At 39.7% G+C, this 24,314-nt stretch carries 13 protein-coding genes; 5 read left to right on the plus strand and 8 right to left on the minus strand.

Annotation, left to right across the window (positions count from 1 at the left end; genetic code table 11):
• Position 1: 1 nt before the first annotated feature.
• Positions 2 to 577 carry an LPS assembly lipoprotein LptE gene (lptE, locus tag AYT27_RS08030; RefSeq protein ID WP_011181304.1) on the minus strand — a complete coding sequence of 192 codons (576 nt, stop codon included), beginning with the start codon at positions 575 to 577 and terminating at the stop codon, positions 2 to 4.
• Complete coding sequence (gene leuS, locus AYT27_RS08035) at positions 564 to 3,206, minus strand: leucine--tRNA ligase (protein WP_011181305.1); 2,643 nt, start codon at positions 3,204 to 3,206, stop codon at positions 564 to 566. The genes lptE and leuS overlap by 14 nt, the downstream gene beginning before the upstream one ends.
• 162 nt (positions 3,207 to 3,368) lie before the next feature.
• On the opposite strand from leuS, the gene AYT27_RS08040 reads away from it, so the two are divergent.
• The 5 genes from AYT27_RS08040 to AYT27_RS08070 all read left to right on the plus strand — a co-directional run bounded on the left by AYT27_RS08040 (position 3,369) and on the right by AYT27_RS08070 (position 11,269).
• The gene (locus AYT27_RS08040; RefSeq protein WP_011181306.1) at positions 3,369 to 4,058 is read left to right on the plus strand and encodes a YggS family pyridoxal phosphate-dependent enzyme; all 690 of its coding nucleotides are present in this window, start codon (positions 3,369 to 3,371) and stop codon (positions 4,056 to 4,058) included.
• A 2,216-nt stretch (positions 4,059 to 6,274) separates the two neighbouring features.
• Positions 6,275 to 8,233 carry an acetate--CoA ligase gene (gene acs, locus AYT27_RS08055; RefSeq protein ID WP_011181307.1) on the plus strand — a complete coding sequence of 653 codons (1,959 nt, stop codon included), beginning with the start codon at positions 6,275 to 6,277 and terminating at the stop codon, positions 8,231 to 8,233.
• Positions 8,234 to 8,984: 751 nt separating this feature from the next.
• The gene (ftsE, locus tag AYT27_RS08060) at positions 8,985 to 9,644 is read left to right on the plus strand and encodes a cell division ATP-binding protein FtsE (RefSeq protein ID WP_011181308.1); all 660 of its coding nucleotides are present in this window, start codon (positions 8,985 to 8,987) and stop codon (positions 9,642 to 9,644) included.
• Complete coding sequence (locus AYT27_RS08065; protein ID WP_011181309.1) at positions 9,637 to 10,590, plus strand: cell division protein FtsX; 954 nt, start codon at positions 9,637 to 9,639, stop codon at positions 10,588 to 10,590. The genes ftsE and AYT27_RS08065 overlap by 8 nt, the downstream gene beginning before the upstream one ends.
• A gap of 4 nt (positions 10,591 to 10,594) precedes the next feature.
• On the plus strand, positions 10,595 to 11,269 hold the full coding sequence (locus AYT27_RS08070) for a YdcF family protein (protein WP_034448532.1): 675 nt from the start codon (positions 10,595 to 10,597) through the stop codon (positions 11,267 to 11,269).
• Positions 11,270 to 11,915: 646 nt separating this feature from the next.
• Here the strand turns inward: AYT27_RS08070 and AYT27_RS08075 are convergent.
• From AYT27_RS08075 to AYT27_RS08100, 6 genes are all read right to left on the minus strand, one after another.
• Complete coding sequence (locus tag AYT27_RS08075; RefSeq protein ID WP_011181311.1) at positions 11,916 to 16,877, minus strand: DEAD/DEAH box helicase; 4,962 nt, start codon at positions 16,875 to 16,877, stop codon at positions 11,916 to 11,918.
• Between the two features lie 779 nt (positions 16,878 to 17,656).
• The gene (locus AYT27_RS08080) at positions 17,657 to 19,639 is read right to left on the minus strand and encodes a MacB family efflux pump subunit (protein WP_011181312.1); all 1,983 of its coding nucleotides are present in this window, start codon (positions 19,637 to 19,639) and stop codon (positions 17,657 to 17,659) included.
• Between the two features lie 3 nt (positions 19,640 to 19,642).
• Positions 19,643 to 20,869 carry an efflux RND transporter periplasmic adaptor subunit gene (locus AYT27_RS08085; RefSeq protein ID WP_011181313.1) on the minus strand — a complete coding sequence of 409 codons (1,227 nt, stop codon included), beginning with the start codon at positions 20,867 to 20,869 and terminating at the stop codon, positions 19,643 to 19,645.
• A complete protein-coding gene (locus AYT27_RS08090) occupies positions 20,866 to 22,350 on the minus strand; it encodes an efflux transporter outer membrane subunit (protein ID WP_011181314.1) in 1,485 nt (494 codons plus the stop codon). The genes AYT27_RS08085 and AYT27_RS08090 overlap by 4 nt, the downstream gene beginning before the upstream one ends.
• Before the next feature lie 60 nt (positions 22,351 to 22,410).
• Complete coding sequence (locus AYT27_RS08095; RefSeq protein ID WP_011181315.1) at positions 22,411 to 23,220, minus strand: exodeoxyribonuclease III; 810 nt, start codon at positions 23,218 to 23,220, stop codon at positions 22,411 to 22,413.
• A 33-nt stretch (positions 23,221 to 23,253) separates the two neighbouring features.
• Positions 23,254 to 23,862: a LolA family protein gene (locus tag AYT27_RS08100; RefSeq protein ID WP_011181316.1), complete on the minus strand. Its 609-nt coding sequence runs from the start codon at positions 23,860 to 23,862 to the stop codon at positions 23,254 to 23,256.
• Positions 23,863 to 24,314: the final 452 nt, after the last annotated feature.

Here is a 24,314-nt window from a genome sequence, read left to right on the forward strand (position 1 = left end):
CTTAGTCCTTTGCAAGATCCCCTGAAAGCAACAAGAAAATCTGTTCAGCCAACTCCTCAGCCACACGCTTGTGCGCATCTTTCTCTGCTTGCAGAGTTGCATATTCTTGGCGCATCCTCTCAAAGGATGTGCTCATAGTTGCCATGCCGTTGGAAACAGGAACATTTTTCATATCTCTTAAGGTGTAGAATGCTTTGCTTACCACGGTTCCAACGGAAGGTCGCCCTCTCCTCTTTTTATCGAAGTCAATCTCTATCTGGACAGATTCCCTTGTAAGTACGGAAATCTGTAATGCCAACTGATAAACCGGAGTAGAAGGTTTACTGCCATTTCCATAAAGAAGAAAGAGCAGATGATTACGCACCATTTGACCAAAACGATCTGACGGTTCTTCAATGACAATAGAAGCAAGTTTTTCAGAGAGTCCTAAAGAATTTTTTCCTGAAAATTCACCCGGAACAGACTCTATCGTCGAAATCTGAGACACTTGACGATAAAGTGGTTCAACTTTGCACCCATAAAGAAGCGTAAATAAAACCGCCAAACCAGCAAGAATACAACTTTTAAAGAACGACATTGACAATCCTTTTTGGAACAATAATCATTTTTTTCACGGGCTTTTTGACAAGATGTACCTTTACAAAATCAAGAGCTAAAACAGCTTCTTCAATCATCGCTTCACTAGCTGTTGCTGCCACAGTCACCTCACCGCGTTTTTTACCATTAATCTGTACCGGCAAGGTATAGCATTCTTCAACGGTTAATGCGCGATCACAAACAGGCCAAGCAAGTTCAGAGATTAAAGTTTTCTCTCCTAAAGCAGCATGACATTCTTCAGCTAAATGAGGCATGATAGGTGCAATCATCGCAAGGAAAAAATCCATTGCTTGGCGTAAAGCAGCCTTCATTTCATCCTCAACATTTTCTATCCTGTTTAACAATGGCGCCATGATGTTCAAGAATTCATAAAGGCGTGCAATGGCCCGATTAAAGGCAAATTTTTCCAAATCATCTTCCACGGCATAGAGCGTACGATGCGCTACTTTTGAGAGTTGCAAAGCCGCCCCCTGCTTTCCAACACAGGGTACCACATCCCTTAACACTGGAGCACTTAAAGCCACACAGCGCCAAACGCGTTGCACAAAACGATGTGCTCCTTCAACACCCGATTCTGTCCAAATAACATCCCGTTCAGGAGGAGAATCTGATAAAATAAACCAGCGCACGGTATCAGCTCCATAGGAAGCAATAATATCATCAGGATCAACGACGTTCTTTTTTGATTTTGACATCTTTTCAATCGAACCAATCGTCACTTCGCTTTGATCAGTTAATTTATAAGCCTGACGTTTTCCATCCTTTTCAACAATCGAAATTTCTTCTGGCGAAACCCAGTCCTTCTCATCCCGATAAGTTTCATGCACCACCATCCCTTGGGTAAACAGTCCTTTAAAAGGCTCATCGACAGTCACATACCCCATCGATTTCATGGCACGCGTAAAAAAGCGCGCATAGAGAAGATGGAGAATCGCATGCTCAATTCCACCAATATATTGTTGCACAGGCAACCATTCAGTTGTCGCTTTTTTGTCGACGGGTTCTTGTGCAAAAGGTGCTGTAAAACGTGCATAATACCAAGAAGAATCCACAAAAGTATCCATTGTATCGGTTTCGCGTTTAGCAAACTGTCCACAGACAGGACAAGCAACGCTTTTCCATGTTTCATGGCACACAAGAGGATTACCAGGTTGCTCAAAAGTCACATCATCAGGCAACACAACAGGCAAATCGGCACGTGGCACAGGAACCACTCCACAAGATGTACAATGGATCATTGGAATGGGGCACCCCCAATAACGTTGACGTGAAATACCCCAATCCCGTAAACGAAATTGCACTGTTTTTTCTGCTTGAGGCTTCCCATTAAGCATTTGTCCCTCAAGCCTTTTAGCTGCTTCTTCAAAAGCCTGTTGGGGTGTCAAACCATCCAAAAAGCTGGAATTGATCATCACCCCATCACCGAGATAAGGCGTTTCAGTAATGGCAAAATCTTCTCTCTCAACCCCTGAAGGCAAAACTACCGGCTGCACAGGAAGATCATATTTACGAGCAAAATCGAAATCTCTCTGATCATGGGCAGGACAGCCAAAAACAGCTCCCGTTCCATAGTCCATCAGCACAAAATTGGCGATATAAACAGGAATATGCACCGCCACATCAAAGGGATGAACAGCCACAAGCGATGTACGAAACCCTTGTTTTTCAGCGGTTTCAAGTTCTGCAGTTGTTGTTCCACCACTCCGACAATTTTCGATAAAAAACTCCAGCGCTTTATCCTTCTGCGCAAGAGCTTGCGCAAGGGGATGATCGACAGAGAGCGCCAAAAAGGAGGCTCCAAACAGTGTATCGGGTCGTGTTGAATAACAGACAACCTCATCAAAGGACTTACAAACCTCATCAGCCTCCTCTGTTGACTTCAAAGCCCAACGAATTAATAAGCCTTGTGACTTCCCAATCCAATTTTTTTGCATAATGCGGACTTTTTCAGGCCACTGTTCAAGCTCCTCAAGCCCAGCCAAGAGGTCTTCACTAAAATCACTAATTTTGAAAAACCACTGTGTTAATTCCCGCTGTTCAACCAAAGCACCAGACCGCCAGCCGCGTCCATCAACAACCTGCTCATTCGCCAAAACGGTCTGATCAACGGGATCCCAATTCACCTTAGCCACTTTGCGCGCCACCAAGCCCTTTTGATAAAAATCAAGAAACAGCATTTGTTGGCGATGGTAATAGTCCACATCACAAGTTGCAAACTCGCGCGACCAATCCACTGAGAGCCCTAACTGCTTTAATTGCCCACGCATTACAGCAATATTCTGATAGGTCCAAGTTTTAGGATGCACTTTATTTTGCATGGCAGCATTTTCAGCCGGCATACCAAAAGCGTCCCACCCCATAGGATGCAGCACATTAAAGCCCTTTGCGCGTTTATAGCGCGCAACAACATCCCCCATGGCATAATTGCGCACATGCCCCATGTGAATGCGCCCAGAAGGATAAGGGAACATCTCTAAAACATAATATTTTTCACGGCGATCTTCTTGGACAGTTTGAAAAGTTTTCTTTTCATCCCAAATCGCTTGCCATTTTCGTTCGCAGGCACGTGGATTATAGCGTTCACCTAGATTATAATGTTCAATTGTCATTTCTATTATACTCTTTATAAAATTGAACTAAAAAACTTGTTTTATGCTTGATCATGGATTAACCCCTTCGTCAACATTTTCAGTCAATATTTCACGAAGTATTTTTCAAAGCTCTTACAAACAATAACGCAATCAATCAATAAAAACAGAAAGTACAAAAAGATGAGCACAGACACCACTCCCCATGACCTTTGCGTTGAAGCATGGAAAAATCTACAAAAGGACATTACTAAAACATGTAAAGACTATCATCGGCTCGCAGAAGAGATTCAATTTATCGCTGTTTCAAAAACTGTATCTGTAGAAAATATACGCCCTCTTTTACAAGCAGGACAGTCTGTTTTTGCAGAAAACCGCGTACAAGAAGCGACTGAAAAATGGTCCGTCTTGCGTCAACAATTTAAAAATATTGAACTTCATCTCATCGGCCCCTTACAATCAAACAAAACAGCACAAGCAGTCAAAATTTTTGATGTCATACAAACTGTCGACCGCGAAAAAATAGCCAAAAACTTAAGTATCGAAATGCAAAAACAAAAAAAAACGCTCCCCTGCTACATTCAGGTCAATCTTGGCTTAGAACCGCAAAAAAGTGGCATTGCACCACAAGAAGTGGTCCCTTTTGTTGCTAGGTGTAAAAATCACTATGGACTTGATATCATTGGTCTTATGGCCATCCCCCCTGTAGAGGAGAACCCTGGTCCCTATTTTGCCCTGTTAGCAAAATTAGCAAAACAAGCGGACCTCCAAAAGCTCTCAATGGGTATGTCCAATGACTTTAAAACAGCTTTGCAATTTGGCTCGAATGTCCTTCGCATTGGCTCTGCTTTATTTGGAAAGCGCCCTGTGTAAAGCAATTTCCCTTAATATAAATTCATTCCCGTTGAAAACTCAAAAGCAACATAATATAAGCGAGAAAAAATATTCGCCTCAAAAAATCGCAACTCTAGCAGAAGCCCCCAGTCTCTCCTTCGCTCTATTAGAAAAATTAACAAAAATCTGGTCTTCCAAAGCTCTCACCGGCATGTCTCAAAAAAAATCCGCAGTACGTATAATGACTTAAAACAGCACTGCAATTTAGCTGTCATGTTCTCACGCATTGACTCTACTTTGCAAAACACTCTTTCTGTTTGCCTTTTCACCAAAACTACTACAAAAAAACAACCCAATCTATAAAAGAAAAATGATAAGAATAATAAAGGTGAAATACACATTGATGAAAAAATTGCCATAAATAAATAATGGCAAACAAAACATTTGACCCGGCTATTGCGATGTTTCCCATAAAAAAACCGCGAATTGTCTCAATTTCTCCAACACGTGTAAACAATTCCCCCACGTGCCAATGGTGTAAAACAGGCAAGAAGCAGTTTAAAAGATGGCTGTAAATATGACACCCCAATTCCAATAGTAAGCCGATTAACTAAATAAACACCTCAAATGTTCGAGAGAGTGCTAAGAGCCGCGCTAAACAACAAATAGCAATCATAAGAACAACGATAATATAAAAACTTTCTGCGCACTGAAAAGATAAGATATGGTCAATAATCGCATGAAAAATAAAATTCACAAAGCCAAGAAAACGCAAAACAATGGCAAAGAAACTAAGTTCAATAACGGTATGAATATATTTCTTTGTGAACCAAGAGAAGAACTCTAACTTTTCAGATGAATAACTCTCTAATTTTAAGATTTTATTATTACTATCTTATATTTTACAATATTGTAAATATTATTAATGTTTTATTAAGATTAATACTTCACATAGAGAGAATATATTTATTTATACCTATTTTTAAAAATTATCTTTGATATTTCTCTAAAATGCATGACTACCATTTTAAATTTATCATTGTGATATAATTTCTATAATTAAGTAGATATATTTGTTTCAGACTTAGTTTATACTATAGATGTTTCAATACCTGTTTATGGAAAGACATGTAACTCTAGTAACTTTGCTTATCACAAGAGCGCAATCGACTTTCAAATAGGAGTTCAGACAGGAATACAGCATTTTCGGGTGCTATCACTGAAAAACCAGCAGGTGCATTTTCAGCTGGAACCCTTAGGTTTTACAGGAGGATTCATAGGATGTTCTGCTTGGGGTTTTCAACAAAAAGCTTAGAAGTGTTGGTTCAAATTTATAGAGAATAGCTAAAAAGATAGCTTTGAAGTTAAGTGATTTTGTAACCATATTGGAAAAAATATACCAAAATTAAATATCTATATCTACGGATAAAACAGCTTTTAGAGATATCTCTCTCTTGGGATCTTATATATTTTAAATTTTTTTTATTATGATGTATATTTTCAACCAGATTAAAGAATTTTTTATTCAATAATTATGACATTTTTAAAGTATTCCTATTTTCTGAAAAATTAGTAATCTCTGTTAGAAAGAGTCTATAAAAGCAACATTATGTACAGAAATTCTGTTCTTTATTATTGAGGTTTTTCGTAAATATATTGTTTTATATTAATATCTTAATGAATTCATCCTTTTTGAAAAAAGAGTACAAAACAAAAAACATTCAAATCGATAAATCATCCCGCACACCTTACTACTGCTTTAAGGATACTTTAAAGACGTTTATAATCGGATAGTTCGCTTGATTTTTTTCTCTCTCAATTCATTCCTACCTTGTATAGTTTTTTAAGAAACATTTCTCTTAGATCCCAATCCTGTCTCAGAGCTTCATCCGTAAATGGTATAACGCAAACACTGCGTACCACTCTTCTTGATATTTATGGAAGTAATAAACCTGTACCATCGCAATATGCGTTTTTCGGAAATGGTTTTACAAATGTTACCGATAATCTATAAATCGCTCTCATCCCATCTCGCTCTTATATGTTTTTTTAAACTTTAATTTCTTTATGTACTTATAAAAAATTCTATACAATAATGCGCTCTTAAATACAATCGTATCAGATTTGAAAAATTAACTATTCCAATCTTTGTAATTTAAGCTAATCTCAATAAAAAAGCTTTTGGAAAAACTCTGCCAAAAATGCAAAAATACAATGGCTTATTTTTCCAAACAATAAATGAAAAGAGGGAATACATGTCTGAAAAAATCTACCCAATACCGGATAATATCAAAAAAAATGCTTTGATCGATGAAGAAACCTATCAACAATGGTATCAGGAAAGCATCAATGATCCAGAAAGTTTCTGGGCAAAACATGGTCAATGTATTGAATGGTTTAAACCTTATACAAAAGTAAAAAATACTTCCTTTAATGGCGATGTATCGATTCAATGGTATGAAGATGGCATAACAAATGTTGCCTATAACTGCATTGATCGCCACCTAAAAACCCATGGTGATAAAATCGCACTGATTTGGGAAGGAGATAACCCTTATCACGATAAAAAGATAACCTATAATGAACTTTATGAACATGTCTGTCGTTTTGCCAATATTTTAAAAAATCACGGTGTCAAAAAAGGCGATAAGGTTACCATTTACCTAACCATGATCCCTGAAGCAGCCTATGCAATGCTAGCCTGTGCCCGTATTGGCGCTATTCATTCGGTTATTTTTGCAGGTTTTTCTCCTGAAGCAATAGCAGGACGCATTGTAGACTGCGAATCGACTTTTATCATTACCGCAAATCAAGGCTTGCGTGGAGGAAAACAGATTAATTTAAAAGACAGTGTTGACCATGCTATTGAGATTGCCGCTCGCCAGAATGTGCATGTGGATCAAGTCATGGTCATACGGCGAACCTGTGGACCAATCCATTGGGTAGAGGGACGTGATTTTTGGTATCATGAAGAAGTATCTCATACCAAAACGGACTGTCCAGCAGAAAAGATGAATGCTGAAGATCCACTTTTTATTCTTTATACCTCAGGCTCAACAGGTAAACCCAAAGGTGTTTTGCATACAACAGCGGGCTATCTTGTTTATGCATCAATGACCCATAAATATGTTTTTGATTATCATGCTGGTGAAATTTACTGGTGTACTGCTGATATTGGTTGGATCACCGGCCATTCTTATTTGGTTTATGGTCCTCTTTGCAACGCTGCTACTACTTTAATGTTTGAAGGCACACCAACCTTTCCCGACAACGGCAGATTCTGGGAAATTGTCGATAAACATCAAGTCAATATATTCTACACCGCACCAACAGCTATTCGCGCCTTAATGGGTGCGGGCAATTCATTTGTTGAACGCTCGAAAAGAACATCCTTGCGTCTTTTAGGGTCCGTGGGCGAACCCATTAATCCAGAGGCATGGGAATGGTTTTACCACACAGTTGGAAACAATCATTGCCCCATTCTCGATACATGGTGGCAAACAGAAACAGGAGGACATATGATCACCCCCCTCCCCGGTGCGACACCCCTTAAAGCAGGATCAGCCACACGTCCTTTTTTTGGAGTACAACTCCAAATCATAGATGCAGAAGGAAATGTCCTAGAAGGTGAAACAGAAGGCAATCTTTGTATTATTGATTCATGGCCAGGACAAATGCGCACACTCTATAATGATCACGAGCGCTTTATTCAAACTTATTTTTCCACCTATAAAGGGAAATATTTTACAGGCGATGGCTGTAGGCGCGATAGCGATGGCTATTATTGGATTACAGGACGAGTGGATGACATTCTCAATGTTTCTGGACACAGACTAGGAACAGCAGAAATTGAATCAGCGCTTGTTTCGCATCCCGCTGTTTCAGAAGCCGCCGTTGTTGGCTACCCTCATACTATTAAAGGACAAGGAATTTACAGTTTTATCACCTTAATGGAAGGGACAGCCCCAAGTGAAGAGTTGCATCAAGAGCTTATCCGACATGTCAGAAAGGAAATAGGCTCCATTGCCATATTGGATAAAGTTCAATTTGCTCCTCAGCTCCCCAAAACGCGATCAGGAAAAATTATGAGACGGATTTTGCGAAAAATTGCCGAAAATAATTTTGATAATCTAGGAGATATTTCCACTCTTTCTGAACCACAAGTCATTGATGATCTTATTGCTAATCGTCAAAACAGAGAAATTACAGCGTAACCTAAAACCCAACGGGGGCTTTAGCGTTCTGGCTAAAATTATTTCTGTATTTCTGCTAAAACCACTGGTAAAGGTCCAAGCCAGCACACCCCTGCTATCTTCCAACTCAAAATGTTGCAATTGCTTTTGTATTGAGAAAATTCATGAAAGATTCATACCTTTCTTAAATAGTTTTTACCCAAACATTGCTTTCTCTTATGAAAGACAAGCAAATGGTTTGAAATGAGAGTATCTTACTGTATTCGAGGTTTTCATTCAAATTGCAAAATGATTAAATTATCATTATAAATCAATGCTCCTTTGGCAAAGGAGAAAAAATGATAAGGAGATTTTCAAGGTTTCTAAAAAAAGAAACTCTTTCTCAACAACAAATGAGAAATAATTGAAAACAAACATTTAAAACAACAGAGTATGAATTCTATCACAGTTTAAAGCCATTAAAGACACAACAGCTTTCAACAACCAAACAAGAAAAACCACGGCTAAACCCCAAAATAGAAAAAATTGTTTTCACGTTTCTGCTAGAATCACCCTGAAATTCCTGCTAAAATCATAAATGAAAGTAAAGAAGAAAAATGTAACCATTGATGATATTCTGAGAGGCGCTCTTTTTCTTTTACTGTTTTTGTTATCGAAAAAGAGTGAAGAGTGTGGGGTATGAAACAAACCAAGAGCCTAAAGCAAAAAAAGCAAAAGTTCTTACAATATAAAAGCAGAAGTGATAACAGAAAAGTAGGAGTGATAACGAAAAGTGATTCATTTTGAAAATGTTGGTCTGCGTTATGGAATGGGCCCTGAGATTCTTCGTGATATTAGCTTTCACATTCCTCCAGGATCATTTCAATTTCTCACTGGTGCCTCTGGAGCAGGAAAAACGTCATTAATGCGTCTTATGTTTCTGGCGCTCAAACCAACTCGCGGTCATATTGATTTATTTGGCAACGATACAGCATTGCTGAAACGACAAGAGCTCCCCGCATTACGACAACGTATTGGTGTTGTTTTTCAAGATTTTCGTCTCCTTGATCACATGACTACTTATGAAAATGTCTCTTTACCATTACGTATTAAAGGACAAGAAGAAGCAACTTATCGCAGTGAAGTGGAAGATCTTCTCTGTTGGGTGGGCCTTGGAAATCATATTCATGTTTTACCACCAGTTCTTTCTGGCGGAGAGAAACAAAGGATAGCCATTGCACGCGCACTTATTGATCAACCTGAAATCCTTCTGGCGGATGAACCAACAGGAAATGTTGATCCACCTTTGGCAAAACGCTTGTTACGCTTGTTTATTGAATTAAACCGTTTTGGAACAGCTGTTGTCATTGCCACCCATGATATTGCCCTGATGGAACAAGTCGCAGCACGGCGAATGCTTCTCCACAATGGACGGATGACAATTCATGAATAAGTCTTTTCCAATTTTTACAAGCAATAACCAAACCTCAACGGCTATTATTCCCAGCGATAACATTTCTGGAAAAGCATTGGTTGCAGTGATCGCTATTATGACATTTCTCTCAAGTCTCACATTAATCAGTGTTGATTTTGTGCAACGTGCTTCTCATAGTTGGAGTAACCAAATTAGCTATGAAGCAACGATTCAAATACGCCCCATTGAAAATGTTGATACGGAAAAAGCACTTCGTGATGCAGTAAAATTGGTTAAAACATTTCATGGTGTACAAGATGCCACAATTGTTGACCAAAAAGCGACAGAAAAATTGCTCGAACCATGGCTTGGCACGGGATTAAACTTGAATGAATTGCCCCTTCCTCGCCTTATCATCGTAACACTGAAAGAAGAGGAAGAGATCAACTTTCGTGCTATCAATCAAGCAATCAAAACGCAAATTCCAGGAGGCCAGTTTAATGATCACCGTGTTTGGGTGAAACGTTTTTCAAGAATGGCACAAACAACTGTTTTCATTGGCTTGTCAATTTTAACACTGGTTCTAGGCTCACTAGTATTGACGATTATTTTTGCCACACGCAATGCGCTAGCAGAAAATGCACACATTATTAATGTCTTATATTTTCTTGGTACTGAAACCCTTTTCATTGCACGACAATTTGACTGGCATTTTTTTAAAACTGCACTCCGCGGTGCGTTCTACGGTGGTGCTATCAGTATAGTCCTATTTGGGGCTTTTTCCCTTTGGACAAACTATAATCTAGGGAAAATTGAAGCCAGCCAAGTAACTGCTTTGTTTGGACATTTTTCCATAAGTTCCATTCCTTATGGAAAAATCATTTGTCTTATTCTGTTTGTTTCTTTTCTGACTGTGCTTACAAATCGAATAACCATTCTGGCACAACTTAAAAAAATCGATCAATGTGAAAATGGCCTCTTTTAATTTTATGACTCACAATTCATATGATTCCCAACCATTGCCACAAGATAATTTAGAGTCTTCTTTCCAAAAGCGCACGCCATGCAATTTATGGCATCCTTGTTGTTTATTTCGCTATTTTCCACCAACAGCATTTTTTCTTTTAATGATAGTTCTTTTCTTTTGCGCTGGTTTCGTTGTTTTTTCTGAAAAAACTGAGCAACTAACACCACCCTCTCCTCTACCGAAAGCAGATGCAATCATCGTTCTTACAGGGGGTGAAAACCGAATAGAAACAGGACTGGATCTCTTACAGCAAGGTCTTGGTTCGCGGCTCTTGATCAGTGGAGTAAACACAACAACCACTCTCAAGAGATTCATGCATAGTACACATATTACTCCACAACTCTTTGCCTGTTGCGTTGACATTGGGCATAAAGCGATTAATACAAAAGGGAATGCTGAAGAAAGCGCAGTTTGGATCAAAAAACACCACTATAAAACAGTTTACATCGTCACCCATGATTACCACATGTGGCGCTCGATGCGTGAACTTAAATACTTAATGCCTGATATCAATTTCATTGCTTATCCCGTTAAAAAGAGTGGCGATGAAAGCATCGTACAACAGCTCAACCAAATACGCATTCTTGCATTCCAATATATCAAAACGATTGATGTATACATAAGAACGGCATTCTAAAACTTTCACACCGGTTTTGTGAAAATCTTGCACCTGCTGATCATTTTATGCACTTCACTCCAAGAACAAGAAAGCCCTGCCCTCATGCAAAGCAAAACGCCCCAAACAAAATACATTTGTGTTGCACATCCAAGCGCTTATTTTAAAAAGACATCTCTCAAGACATCCCAAGCTCATCTCACAGCACTGCCCATGCATGGTATCCCGAGAATAATATACGATCCCCCAAGAGTGCTATAAAATCCATTTTACGTTTCATAAAAGTGCAAGCCGCACTCTCAAACTATAACGCCCCCAATGTTGCAATAGCTTTGTCTCTTGAAAACATAAAAAGCATTTTTCATCTTTCCTCAACAAGAACACGCCAACCTCACTTGTGATATACAAGAAAATAATTTTAATTGCTTCATTTTAAACAGATTTAAGATGAGAGACTCCTACGCATTAACCCGAAGACTTACTACGCACTCTCACAAAAAATCTCATATAGAAAAATCACCACACTTCAAAGGACAGTGTTTCATGATGCTAACTAACAAAGCCATACCTTGAATATTCATCACTATTGCTAAACCTCATGTAAAGTTTAAGCTGGCTTCTATCACTGCCCTTAACAATGGTGTTTTACCACCACCTCGATACTGTTTTACGACACAATAGATAACTTAACATCTTCAGTTTCTCTGACTTCCAATTTTGGCAAACTGCGCACGATTTTTATAGTTTCTAAACTTACAGTAATAACCCGTTGAAACAATTCTAAAGGGTAGGCTGGATTACCAACGGTTTCAACAGCATAGCGATTAGCATCATTCACAAGGCCACTCGCTTTATCCGTTTTGACAATCTGCCGCTCCATAACCCATTCAAGAGCAGGCCTGCCATTGACCACATAATCATAAGCTTCAAGAGGAATATTCTGCATCGTGATATTCGCATTATAAATCACGGTACTTTTATCAATAGCACCACGCTTGCCAGAAAATTTCATTGCTTCAACACGATAGAAACGCACCGCATCAGAAATCATCCAAGTTCTTGGATCACCCTGCTTATAGGTAACAGGATAGGGCTCAACTTCTTCATAATTCATATGCAAATCGCCAAGTTTACGTCCTGCTGTCACAAAAGCCCAAAAATCCTCTACCTTTTTGACCGTTGGAATCCGCGGCAATTGTTTAGACAAATTATGCGCATAACGTGCACGATAATCCTCAGAATGCAAGATTCCATAAACATAATAAAACAAATCATCCTTTGTTATCATTTCACTAGGATATGCTGCCTTAAAATAGGCCAACCCTTCATTCGTGAGAGCATCACGCCGCTGCAAACCAGTTTCTTTGCTTTCCTCTGCAAAATTTGCAAACAAATGAACATGATCCCCCTCTTTATCCTCTAAGGACTCAGCATTTTCATAAACATACCGTGGAAAACATTGACCAGTATCCATTGTATGAAGATTGGATAAATCCTTAGTCATCAAAACAGAAAAACCACTGCTTGCTCCAACTCCTGTAACTTGTATTACCCTGTTTCCAACCGTCTGCCCCATCGGAAATATCCGCGGCATTTGGTAAACTCTATGGTTAAAAATACGATTATAATAAAGCCACTGTCGTTTAAAAGGACGATAAATACTTTGGACTATGCAATCACTTTCAAATTCGGGAAATTTTCCCCTTATTAGTTCTTCTTTAAGACTACTACTCCAACTGATCTTTCTAGAATCCGTGTTAACAAAATCATTCACAGCCTTTGCACGTGTCTTGCGGTCAGAATGCAAATGTGCAGCATTAAAACGTTCTACTTCACTGTTATAGAAAGCAATCATATGACTCATGTTTTTCGCTAAAGCTTTACGGCTCGAATTATAGACCCAAGCATCACGATTAGTTTGTATACCACACGAAAAAGTTTCGAAGAGCTTTATATTACTGCCTTTTTTATCACCCAAGGCTAGAAATTTTTCAAAATCATTGTTGCGCTGATCCAGCCAATCGCCATGCTCATCTGGTGTAATCATCTGCCAGCCTTGTTCATGCTTGATACCGCCAATACTGCCTAAATGCTGAAGTTTACATAGTTTCTCTTTTGTCGTGAGATTATCACCAATATCATGATAGTAAATTTTGCAATGCTCAGTGACATCTGGATTTTTAACAAATAGTGTCACAGCAATTCCTGTCATGCTTCCACTTCCGAAAACATTTTGCCCTTCTTGAGCACGCCCTTTACTCATCATATTTTTGCGAATATCACCCCGCAAATTAAGAACATAAATATTTGAGAATTCTTTACTCAATTCTTTTCGTAAACCATTCGTAGAATATCCATTGATAAAACCCGCATTTGTTACAAAACCAATAACACCGCAGTCTTTTATGCGATCACTTGCCCAGCGAATGGCACGAATGTAACTGTCATAAAGTCCATTAACATTGCTCGCTTTGGATTGAGCAGCATAAGTTTCACGAATGCAACGATCCAATTTAGGATAGCCAATATTTTTTGCATTATCGTTTTCACTTTTTTGTCCAGAAGAATAAGGGGGGTTACCAACAATAACACGAATATCCAGCCCCTTCTGGCGTGATCGACGGGTGCTGTTATCCACCAGCAAATCACTGATCAAGTCCTTTTCTTGCTCATAAAGCTGAAATGTATCGGTCAGACAAATTCCCTCAAACGGAACATAATCTCCCCCTATCAGACCATGATAGGTCGTCTCAATATTAATAGCTGCGATATAATAAGCCAGTAGAACAATTTCATTGGCATGAATTTCATGACAAAATTTGTGCTTCATCTCTTCTGGTGTAATCAAACCTGACTGTAAAAGCCGCGTGATAAAGGTCCCCGTTCCTGTAAAGGGATCCATGATGTGAATACCAGGTGCGCCAAGCGTTTGCCCAAATTCAGCCTGTAAGACATCATTAACAGAACGAAGAATAAAATCGACAATCTCAACGGGAGTATAAACAATGCCCAATTTTTCTACTGTGCGAGGAAAAGCATAACGAAAAAATTTATCGTAAAGCTCTATAATTAACCTCTGCTTTGCTTGTGGATCGGTAATGCCACTAGCTCGTAATTTTACACTTGCATAAAATTTCTCGAGGTCTTTGGATTCCTTATCAAGATTGGCCTCATCAAGCACATCAAGCATACGCTGCATAGCACGCGAAACAGGGTTCTCACGCGTAAACTGATAGCCTTCAAACAACACCTGAAAGACAGGACGCGTGATGAGATGTTGTGCCAACATCTCAATCGCATCACTCTCTGTAATCGTATCGTTTAAGTCATCACGCAGTTCTGCCACAAACCTGTCAAAGGCTTGACGCGCCTTAGTATCTGGCTCAGCGAGAATACCTGTTAAACGCGTGATATGATTTTTGGCAATCTGTGCAATATTGCTCGCCCAATCTTCCCAATAATCACGCGTACCACATTTTTTGACAATCTTTGCCATGATGGCACGAGAAAGTTCATCCACAGAGAAAGAGAACTCCCCTTGCATTTTCTCTGTAACAAGAAGATCATACTCGGAGGCTCCAATTCCCGATCGTGCAGGTTGTGAGCGAACAGGAAGATTGTCTACAACAGCTGTAACAGCCTGTAACTCCATACTCTGAGTGACACCAATAATCTCAATCACGTTGCTTACGTCTTGCCCTAGGGATGCCTTATTAATCGTAGCATCAAAACGGTCATCATGCGCACGCAAAGCATTCAAAATTTGCCAGATAACCCGATATTTATCATTGTTATTCAAAGCCTGTTCCACTGGAGTACCAGAGGGAATGCCAATTGGCAAAATGACATACCCCATCTTTTTGCCCTCAGAGCGACGCATCACCCGCCCAACCGATTGAACCACATCAATCTGACTCTTGCGTGCATTTAAAAACATGATGGCATCAAGAGCTGGAACATCCACCCCCTCAGACAAACAACGGGCATTGGTTAAAATACGACAAACACCATCGCCGCTATCAGCTTTCATCCAATCAAGCAGAACACCACGATCCTTGGCATTGCAAGTGCCATCAACATGTTCAATTTCACACTGCAGAAATGGTTCGTTTTCCGTATCCTCTCTGTTGGTATAATCAAGATACTCTTTAACAACCGCAGAAAATTCATCACGGACCAATTTAGAACTGCGAATATCTTTACAAAACGCCAAAGCACGATGCATAGGATATGGATCAGTCTGAATATCAGCCTTCATATCTTGTTTTGTAAGTGCCTTATAACAGCCAATAATCTTCGTTGCATCATCAAGAACAAGTTCAGACTGGTCATCACTAAGACGCTTCTGAACAGCTGAACTCACGAGTTTTTCATCCATTGCTAAGACAATAACCTTATAGTCAGTTAAAAGATTATTTTGTACTGCCCATGAAAAACCACGATAAAAAAGTGTTTTACCAAAAAGCTTTTCATCGTCCATCGAAGCAAGAACTACATTCGCTTCATTCGCGCGGCTTTTTGCATTATCACCAAAAATGCGTGGTGTTGCTGTCATATAAAGGCGCTTCTTGGCACGAATAACATCATTGGAATGCACCTTAACAAAATTGGATTCATCCTCGCCCACCAGCGTTGCACCTGTTGTACGGTGCGCTTCATCACAAATGATAAGATCAAATGTTGGCAAACCATACTTTTTCTGAGCATCAGCAATCACTTGAATAGATTGATAGGTTGCAAACACAACAGTCATTTTATCTGCAACACTATTCTTTGCCTGTTTTGCAAGTTTAGCCGCATCGGTTGTCGCCGGAAAAGCAAGATCAAACACATCAATTTCAGCAATATCATGCGTATTTTTACGACGCTTTCCCACTTGTGTATCAGAACATACAGCAAAGGAGCGTAATCCGATTTCTGTATCCGTTGTCCATTCACGCACCGTTTGTGACATCAGGGCAAGGGAAGGCACAAGAAACAAGACAAACTTCCCTTCACCAGCCAAATCCTCAGCAATCTTAAGACTGGTAAATGTCTTACCAGTACCACAAGCCATAATAAGCTTGCCACGATCTGCTTTAGTAAGCCCAGCACGCACAAAATGTAATGCCTCTACCTGATGGGGACGGAGTTTCTTTTTATCCTCCAGCACAATTTTGCCTTTGGCTGTAAAAGCTTCCCAACGGATTGGACTTTCTTGCATATCGGAAAGATTAATCCGTATAACAGGAACATCTTGCCCCCGTATCATTGTTTCAGCGTTTTCACTCCAAGCATTTTTAGTACTATCTATAATGACGCGCCGTTTGAACGGAGCTTTACCTGATGCTGAAATAAAACTATCAATATCTGCTTTTTTAATCCGGTATGCTGCATCATAAAATTTACATTGGATTGCCGCAAAACCATCTTCATTACGAAGCTTTGCCACAAGATCAATACCAGTATCACGACCATCCCAGCCATTTTCATAAGCCCAATCTTTAAAGGTCTGAACCTTTTCATACTGGTCAAACTGAAGAGGATCATGCATCAGATAAGCAAGAGCAAAACGCTCAAAATATGTACCTTTATCTCGTTCGGTACGCGCTTCATCACGATATATCTGTAAAAGCGATTGTAGCGTCATGCTTTCCCCCCATTAAAAACACTTTCAGTTATCGAATCTAAACAAATTCGTCAATGCCTACTGTTTTGCCTAACAGACTCTAGACTGCGTCTATTCATTATTTACAATGGAATATGACTCTCAACAGAACCAATTGAGAAAATTTTACTTATCAGCAAAAGAGTGGAATGTGCTCTTCACTTCCCTCATTATTCAATATCAAAATCCCATGCATTTGACACATGAGCGCATCAACCTGTATAGAATCTTTCTTACAAAAATATTTTACAGCATAAACTTAGTGCCTTCTTAGACAACTTCATGCTTCTTTAAATGCACAAAACCATACTGATAAATATCGCATGAAATAAAAACAGAAGACCAATCTACACACCATTTTACAATCTATTTTTCACTCTTTCCTACCAGTATATCATCCGCTACAGAAAACCGCTTGGGTAAGACTTAATAAATATTTTGCCACCCATGCTCCTTTTGCACAAACGCGTCTCCAATAAGTGCTTCATCTAAATGAAGGCATAACAAAAACATGCCTCAATTGGTGACTGCTTAATCACGCGAAAGAGCAACAACAGGATCAAGCCGTGAAGCTTGTCGCGCTGGCGAAAAGCCAAAACATATCTCGATAAGAGTGAAAAAAGTAAAACAACCGCTTCATTATGCTGATTATATTATTGACGCAAATATTTCCTACAACCTCACGTCTCTCATCTATATCCTCGAATGCTCCATCCCATATGAATGCGTAACAAACAATATCTCCCTACAATTGATGATGCTTAATCACGCGAAAGAGCAACAACAGGATCAAGCCGTGAAGCTTGTCGCGCTGGCGAAAAGCCAAAACATACCCCGATAAGAGTGGAAAAAGTAAGAGATAAAATGATCGAATCAATTGTATAAATCAGATGGATAGGTGCCTTAAAGAGCAAGAACAAACCACCGATAGACATTCCAAATAGAATTCCCAAACCACCCCCAATAACACACACCAATATTGCTTCAATGAGAAATTGCTGCAAAATATCACTCTGGCGTGCCCCAACAGCCATACGCACCCCAATTTCATTGATCCTCTCTGAAACAGTAACCAGCATAATATTCATCACCCCAATACCACCAACGATCAGCGAAATAGCTGCAATAGAAGACACTAAAAGCGTTAAAATATGTGTACTTTCCATGATACGATCACGGAATAACTGAGAATTTCTAATGAAAAAATCCTCCTCACCATGGCGCATAATGAGAAAACGCCGTACCATAGTTTCCGCTAAATTTGAATCAACAGTATCAGCAATTTTAACCGTAATTGCCCGAACCTGTGTTGTTCCAAGAAAACGCGTTTGCACAGTTGTATAGGGCAAATAAACCTGCAATGTACTTGAAGTACCTCCATTATGTTGCGGATCTATAACACCAACAATACGTACTGGAACATTCCCCACATGAACCACTTTCCCAAGCGGGCTCTCATGACTATGAGGAAAAAGCACAGCAAGTGCTTCTTTTTCGATCACAAGATCAATAGCTCGATCATGCACACTTTTCTGATCAAACAATCTCCCCTGAACTGCATTGAGTCCTTGTGTCTGAAAATATTGTTCTCCCACCCCGGCAATCACAACATCCGCTTCCACTGAACCAAAACGTATGGTAGAGCTTGCTGACATCTGAGGCGTTACACCAGAAACATACGGCAACTTTGACAAGGCTTCTGCATCCGCCTCGACGAGACTTGTTATTTTCTCCGCTTGTGGATCAGAGAGGCTTTTTCCCGGCAAAATTGTTAAGGTATTAGACCCCAAACTTTTAAAATTCTCTAAGATTTTTTCTCGTGTACCATTTCCCAAAGCTACCATGGCAATAATAGCACCAATCCCGATAATCACCCCAAGCATTGTTAAAAAGGTCCGCATTCTATGTGCATTCATTGCCAACAATGCCATAACAAATGCCTCACGAAAACGCTCCGCAAAAGAACGAAAAAAACCGAGTGTTTTTTGATCTTTCAGAACTTGTTTTCCATAAAGGGCTTGACTATCAGTTTTTGTTTTTGCAACTTTTGACACATTGTCAGCAATAATTTCTCCATCACTGATTTCGATAATACGGTCTGCTCTTTCAGCCACCTGCATATCGTGTGTTACCATGATAATGGTACGTCCTTCTTGATGAAGCTCATCCAAAATACGCAACACTTCTTGACCGCTCTTTTTATCTAATGCACCGGTTGGCTCATCAGCAAGAATAACCTCTGCATTATTCATGAGAGCCCGAGCAATCGACACACGCTGTTGCTGACCACCTGAAAGCTGATTTGGACGATGATGGATCCGATCTCTCATACCTAAGCGTGTTAAAAGGTCCTCTGCACGTTTTCTTCTCACTTCCGGTGCATATCCGGCATAAACAGCTGGAATTTCAACATTGCCAAGAGCCGTTAATTCATTCAACAAATGATAGCGTTGAAAAATAAATCCAAAATGATTGCGCCGCAAAGCAGACAATTCATCAGCAGAAAGGGAAGCTGTTTCTTTGCCTGAAATCCAATAACGGCCAAAAGTTGGTCGATCAAGGCAGCCTAGAATATTCATCAAAGTGGATTTTCCTGAACCGGAAGCTCCCACAATCGCCACCATTTCACCACGTTTAATGGTAAGATTGATATCTTTCAAAACAGTGACAAATGTTTCACCGGCTGGAAACTTGCGCACAATATTTTCCAAAACGAGGACAGCATCTGCTTGCTTTGCTTTCATACTTTAGCTTTCATTTTTGCTCTGTTCATCAGGAATATCTGGCATCACTCCATCAGGTGAACCTGTGATCACCACTTCACCCTCCTCAAGCCCTGAAAGAATTTCAGCCATAACTTTGTTATTAAGCCCAACAGTCACTTGTTTTGCAACCACTTTATCTTTCCCTACCAAAACAGAAACCCATGCTTTACGCTCGTTCGTCTCATCACGCAAAGCATCACTTGGAATCAACAGAACATCCTGAGCACGACCCAAAATGATATGAACTTGCGCGGTCATATAGGTGCGTAAAAAATTATCTGCATTATCAACATGCACAATACCATTATAATAGATAGCTGATGAGACGAGAGCGCTAGAACCTCCTACCATACCAGGATTAATACTCACATCAGCGCGAATTGATTCAGGCGCCGGCTCTACTCTTTCTAAAACGCCTTCATAACGCCGTTGTGAATTGCCTAAAACCGTAAAATAAAGAGACTGTCCAGGCTGAACTTTAAGAATATCGGCTTCTGAAATTTGCGCTTTGACTGTCATTTTTGACAAATCACCTAAAATAACAATTGTAGGTGCCGATTGAACAGCGTTAACATTCTGCCCTTCTTCCACAACCGTTGCTAAAACTGTTCCCGCTGAAGGAGCAATAATCCGCGTATAGCCTAAATTGACCTCTGCACTGTCCACATCAATTTGTGCCTGTATAATCTGCTGACGAAGCTGAGCAACTTGTGCTTCGCGTATTTTTACTTGTGTTGCAGCGTCATCCAACTCCGCCCGTGAAATAGCGCGTACTCCAATCATTTTTTTCTGACGCTCTAAATTTTTTTGTGCAAGGGCGAGATAGGCTTCTTGTTCTAGCAAGCTCGCATAATAGTGAGATAATGCAGCTTTTTTTCTTTTCAGATCATTTTCTTGATCTGTAGGATCAATTTCTGCCAAGAGGTCGCCTTCTTTCACAATACTGCCCGGAAAAACGCGCATTGAAACTACCCGCCCTGTTGTACGTGCACCAACAGCAACCAATCGATAAGGGCGTACAAGACCAGAAGCTAAGATACTTTCCTCAATATCACCACGCTTGACCACCACTGTCATATAAACCGGCGAGGATGTTCCAAAAAAAACAGAACGCAACCATAAAAACAAGATGATAAGGAATATAGCAATTAATAAAAAGGAAAGTTTTTTACGTTTTTTAATAAAATTTTTAATAAAATTTTTTTTCATTGCCCTACCTTTGCACGCGAACGGCGTACACCATCAACAACTTCCGGACGTGACACATCAACAACACCATCCCAACCACCACCTAATGCTTTCATCAACGCAATATATTGGGTCACCAAAGAGATACGGCTATCTTTAAGCGCCATTTGCGCAGAATAATAAGAGCGATCAGCATTTAACAATTCAAGAAAACTGGTATTTCCATTTTCAAAAAGGCTCCGTGAAAGTTGCAAAGAACGCTGAAAAGCTTTATTAGCAATGATAAGCTTTTCTAAGCGCTGATGTTCTTTAGTCAATCTTACAAGCGCATTTTCCACATCTTCTAAAGCTCCCAATACAGCAGCCCGATAGGTAATAAAAGCCTGATCGCGCTGCGCGCGCGCCACCGCAACAGACGCAACAATCTGCCCTCCATTAAAAAAAGGAAAACGAAGACCAGGCCCAAAAGACCACCCAATCGTTGAATTTTTCCATAATTGATCAATTGCCGTTGCTGCTGTCGAAATACTACCGGTTAAAGTAAGTGATGGATAACGCTCTGCCTCACGCTGACCAATCCGAGCTGTCGCTTGCGCGTATTGGCGTTCTGCCCGTCGTAAATCTGGGCGTGTTAACAAAATATCAGCAGGAATTCCTGCTGGTATCGGCCAGTGCGGTTGCGGAATCTTTGCTTGTTTTGCATTTTTTTGTAAAAGATCTCTCAAAGCCGTAGGCACATGACCGGTTAAAACAGAAAGACGATGAATGCTCATTGCTAAATTTGCTTCCATCTGTGCTATATCTGCTTCTGTATTAGCCACTTGTGCTTGTGCATTTGAAATATCAAGTTCCGAAGCATCACCCGCCGTTAATTTAGCACGCATCAATTCATATGTTTTACGCTGTGATGCAGCGATTTGCCGCACAATCAACAATTTTTGTTGCCAACCGCGCACTTGCACATAATTTGTTGCCACATCTCCAAGCAGCGTCACCATGGTAGCACGCATATCTTCCACAGCGGCTTCAAGACCATAATGTGCAGCTTCAACTGCTCGCTTATGCCCACCAAAAAAATCAAGTTCCCAACTTGCATCAAAACCACTACGATATTGGCTTAAAGACGCATCAGATTGCTCAGAACCATTACGGGTTCCTGAAATTGAACTTGACACACTTGGCAAAAGAGATCCAACAGTTTGGCCTAAACCAGCGCGTGCCTCACGCACACGTGCTTTAGCAACAGCAACATTATTATTTCCAGAAATTGCATCATTCATGAGCGCATTCAAAACAGGATCATTCAAATGCCGCCACCATCCTGCAAGTGTAACCATACGCCCAGATGTCTTTTCAGACTGTTCTCCCCAAACTGCTGGAACACGAAAAGATGTCTTCTGATAATTAGGACCAACCATACATCCTGAGAATATAAAAAAACAAAACAAAACACTATAAAGCAGTCTGTTAGAAGTACTCCTTTTAAGATCTCTGATATGCATCTAGTCTCCCGCATTTCCCAGAATCAACTATTAATATTTTATTTACTTCTTATTTCAAAATTAACCTGAAAAATCAAATACAGTTTGCACAGGAACGTGATCTGAAGGCTGATTCCATCCCCGTGTATGACGAAAAATTGAAAGCTCTGCAACAAAAGACGTTAAATCAGGAGAAGACCAAATATGATCAAGCCGCCTCCCACGATCAGCAAGTGCCCAGTCCCGTGCACGGTAACTCCACCACGTATAAAGTTTTGTAGGAACAGGAAACTGCATCCGCATCAGATCAACCCACCCACCTTGGCAGCATAAAGCTTGTAACCGCTCGGTTTCAATTGGCGTATGACTTACCACCTTCAACAATTGCTTGTGAGACCAAACATCCTCTGGCAAAGGAGCAATATTCAAATCGCCTACCAAAAAAGAAGAAACACCATCTCCCTGATCAGCTTGGATGGAAGACATTTCTTCTAAAAAATCAAGTTTATGGCGAAATTTTTCATTAACATCAGCGTCAGGCACATCTCCTCCAGCTGGCACATAAAAATTATGAATCCGCATGCTCTTGCCGTAAACTTCAACAGTCACCGAAATGTAACGACATTCTTGTTTTTGACAAAAGAAACGCTTTTCAACACTCTTAAATGGCAAACGTGATACAATTGCCACACCGTTGTAAGATTTTTGTCCACTGAGTGCGATATATTTATATCCGGCCGCTTCAAAAGCCTTAACTGGAAATAAAGCATCTGGACATTTCGTTTCCTGTAAACATAAAATATCTGCAGAAAAGAGTTCCAAATACTGAAAAATCTGTGCAAGACGCAAACGGATAGAGTTAATATTCCAAGTAGCAAGACGAAAGAACATCTGTTTTAATTCCGATAAGATAATAGCCTATTCTTATTTCTTAGAGGGAAGTGTAAACATCCCATCCGCAAACCGCACACCTGTACGCACATTCATAATTTGCACAGTGGTTTCTAAGTTCTGCTGATCAACAATTGTCCATTGCCGTAAAGAATAGGTTTTAGAATCAAAAACCATTCGTATTTGCCCTGCGCCAACACTTTTATCCCGCAGAACAATCGTCACCGCCCCAGGATCTTCACGAAATGCTAATAAACGTCCTGATGAGATATTAATTTTATCGTCCAACAGAAATTTCATAGGTGTTTGGAAGAGTTTTGAGAAATTCCAAGTATTCAAAGCGCGATTGTTAATTCCTATGAATTGACCATCTGCAATGATCTGTAAGGGTATTTTTTTATAAATAAAACGAATTTTCCCTGGACGCTCTAAATAAAATGTTCCCTGAGACATTTTTCCTTTTGGACTAAATTGAATAAAATCACCTGTCATTGTTTTAATCGCTGCAAAGTGATTGGCAATTTTCTGCGCCCGCGCCACTTTATTGGATGATTGTGAAAAAGCCGGAAAAGTTAAGCAACTAAAGATAAGAATTCCCACAAACGCAAATATTCTCCTCCGTAGTAAAAAAAAAGTTTTCATAGAAAATGCTCCCAAACACTAGATATTTACCTTACAATATAATCAAGCAGCGAATAATGAATAAATATCCTCTTTTAAATGAGAAAGATATTATTTGAAAAAACAATCAAAAGATTTTTATTTCAAAAGTGTTCTTCTTCGATAGGTATCAAAGTTTTCCTTTCCCCTGTATGAACTGCAGAACGCAAGAACACTTTCTGCTTCCATCCTTTCAAGAAGTAAAGGAAGGTTATAGTCAATGCCTAAACGACGTTGAATGTAAGAGATAACCACGAAGAGTAACCGCAATAGATTTAGAAATCATCTGCTACAGAAGGAATCAAAAAAACATCCGCATTCTTCTTTACAATCTTTTGAGTCACTACCCCCAAATAATCAATCCACCATCAAATTTCTGAAGACACTAAAACTCCCCTTTCCCCCATATGATATGCTAAACTCAAAAATACCTT

Origin of the sequence: Bartonella henselae str. Houston-1 (assembly GCF_000046705.1) — a bacterium.
GTDB lineage: Bacteria > Pseudomonadota > Alphaproteobacteria > Rhizobiales > Rhizobiaceae > Bartonella > Bartonella henselae.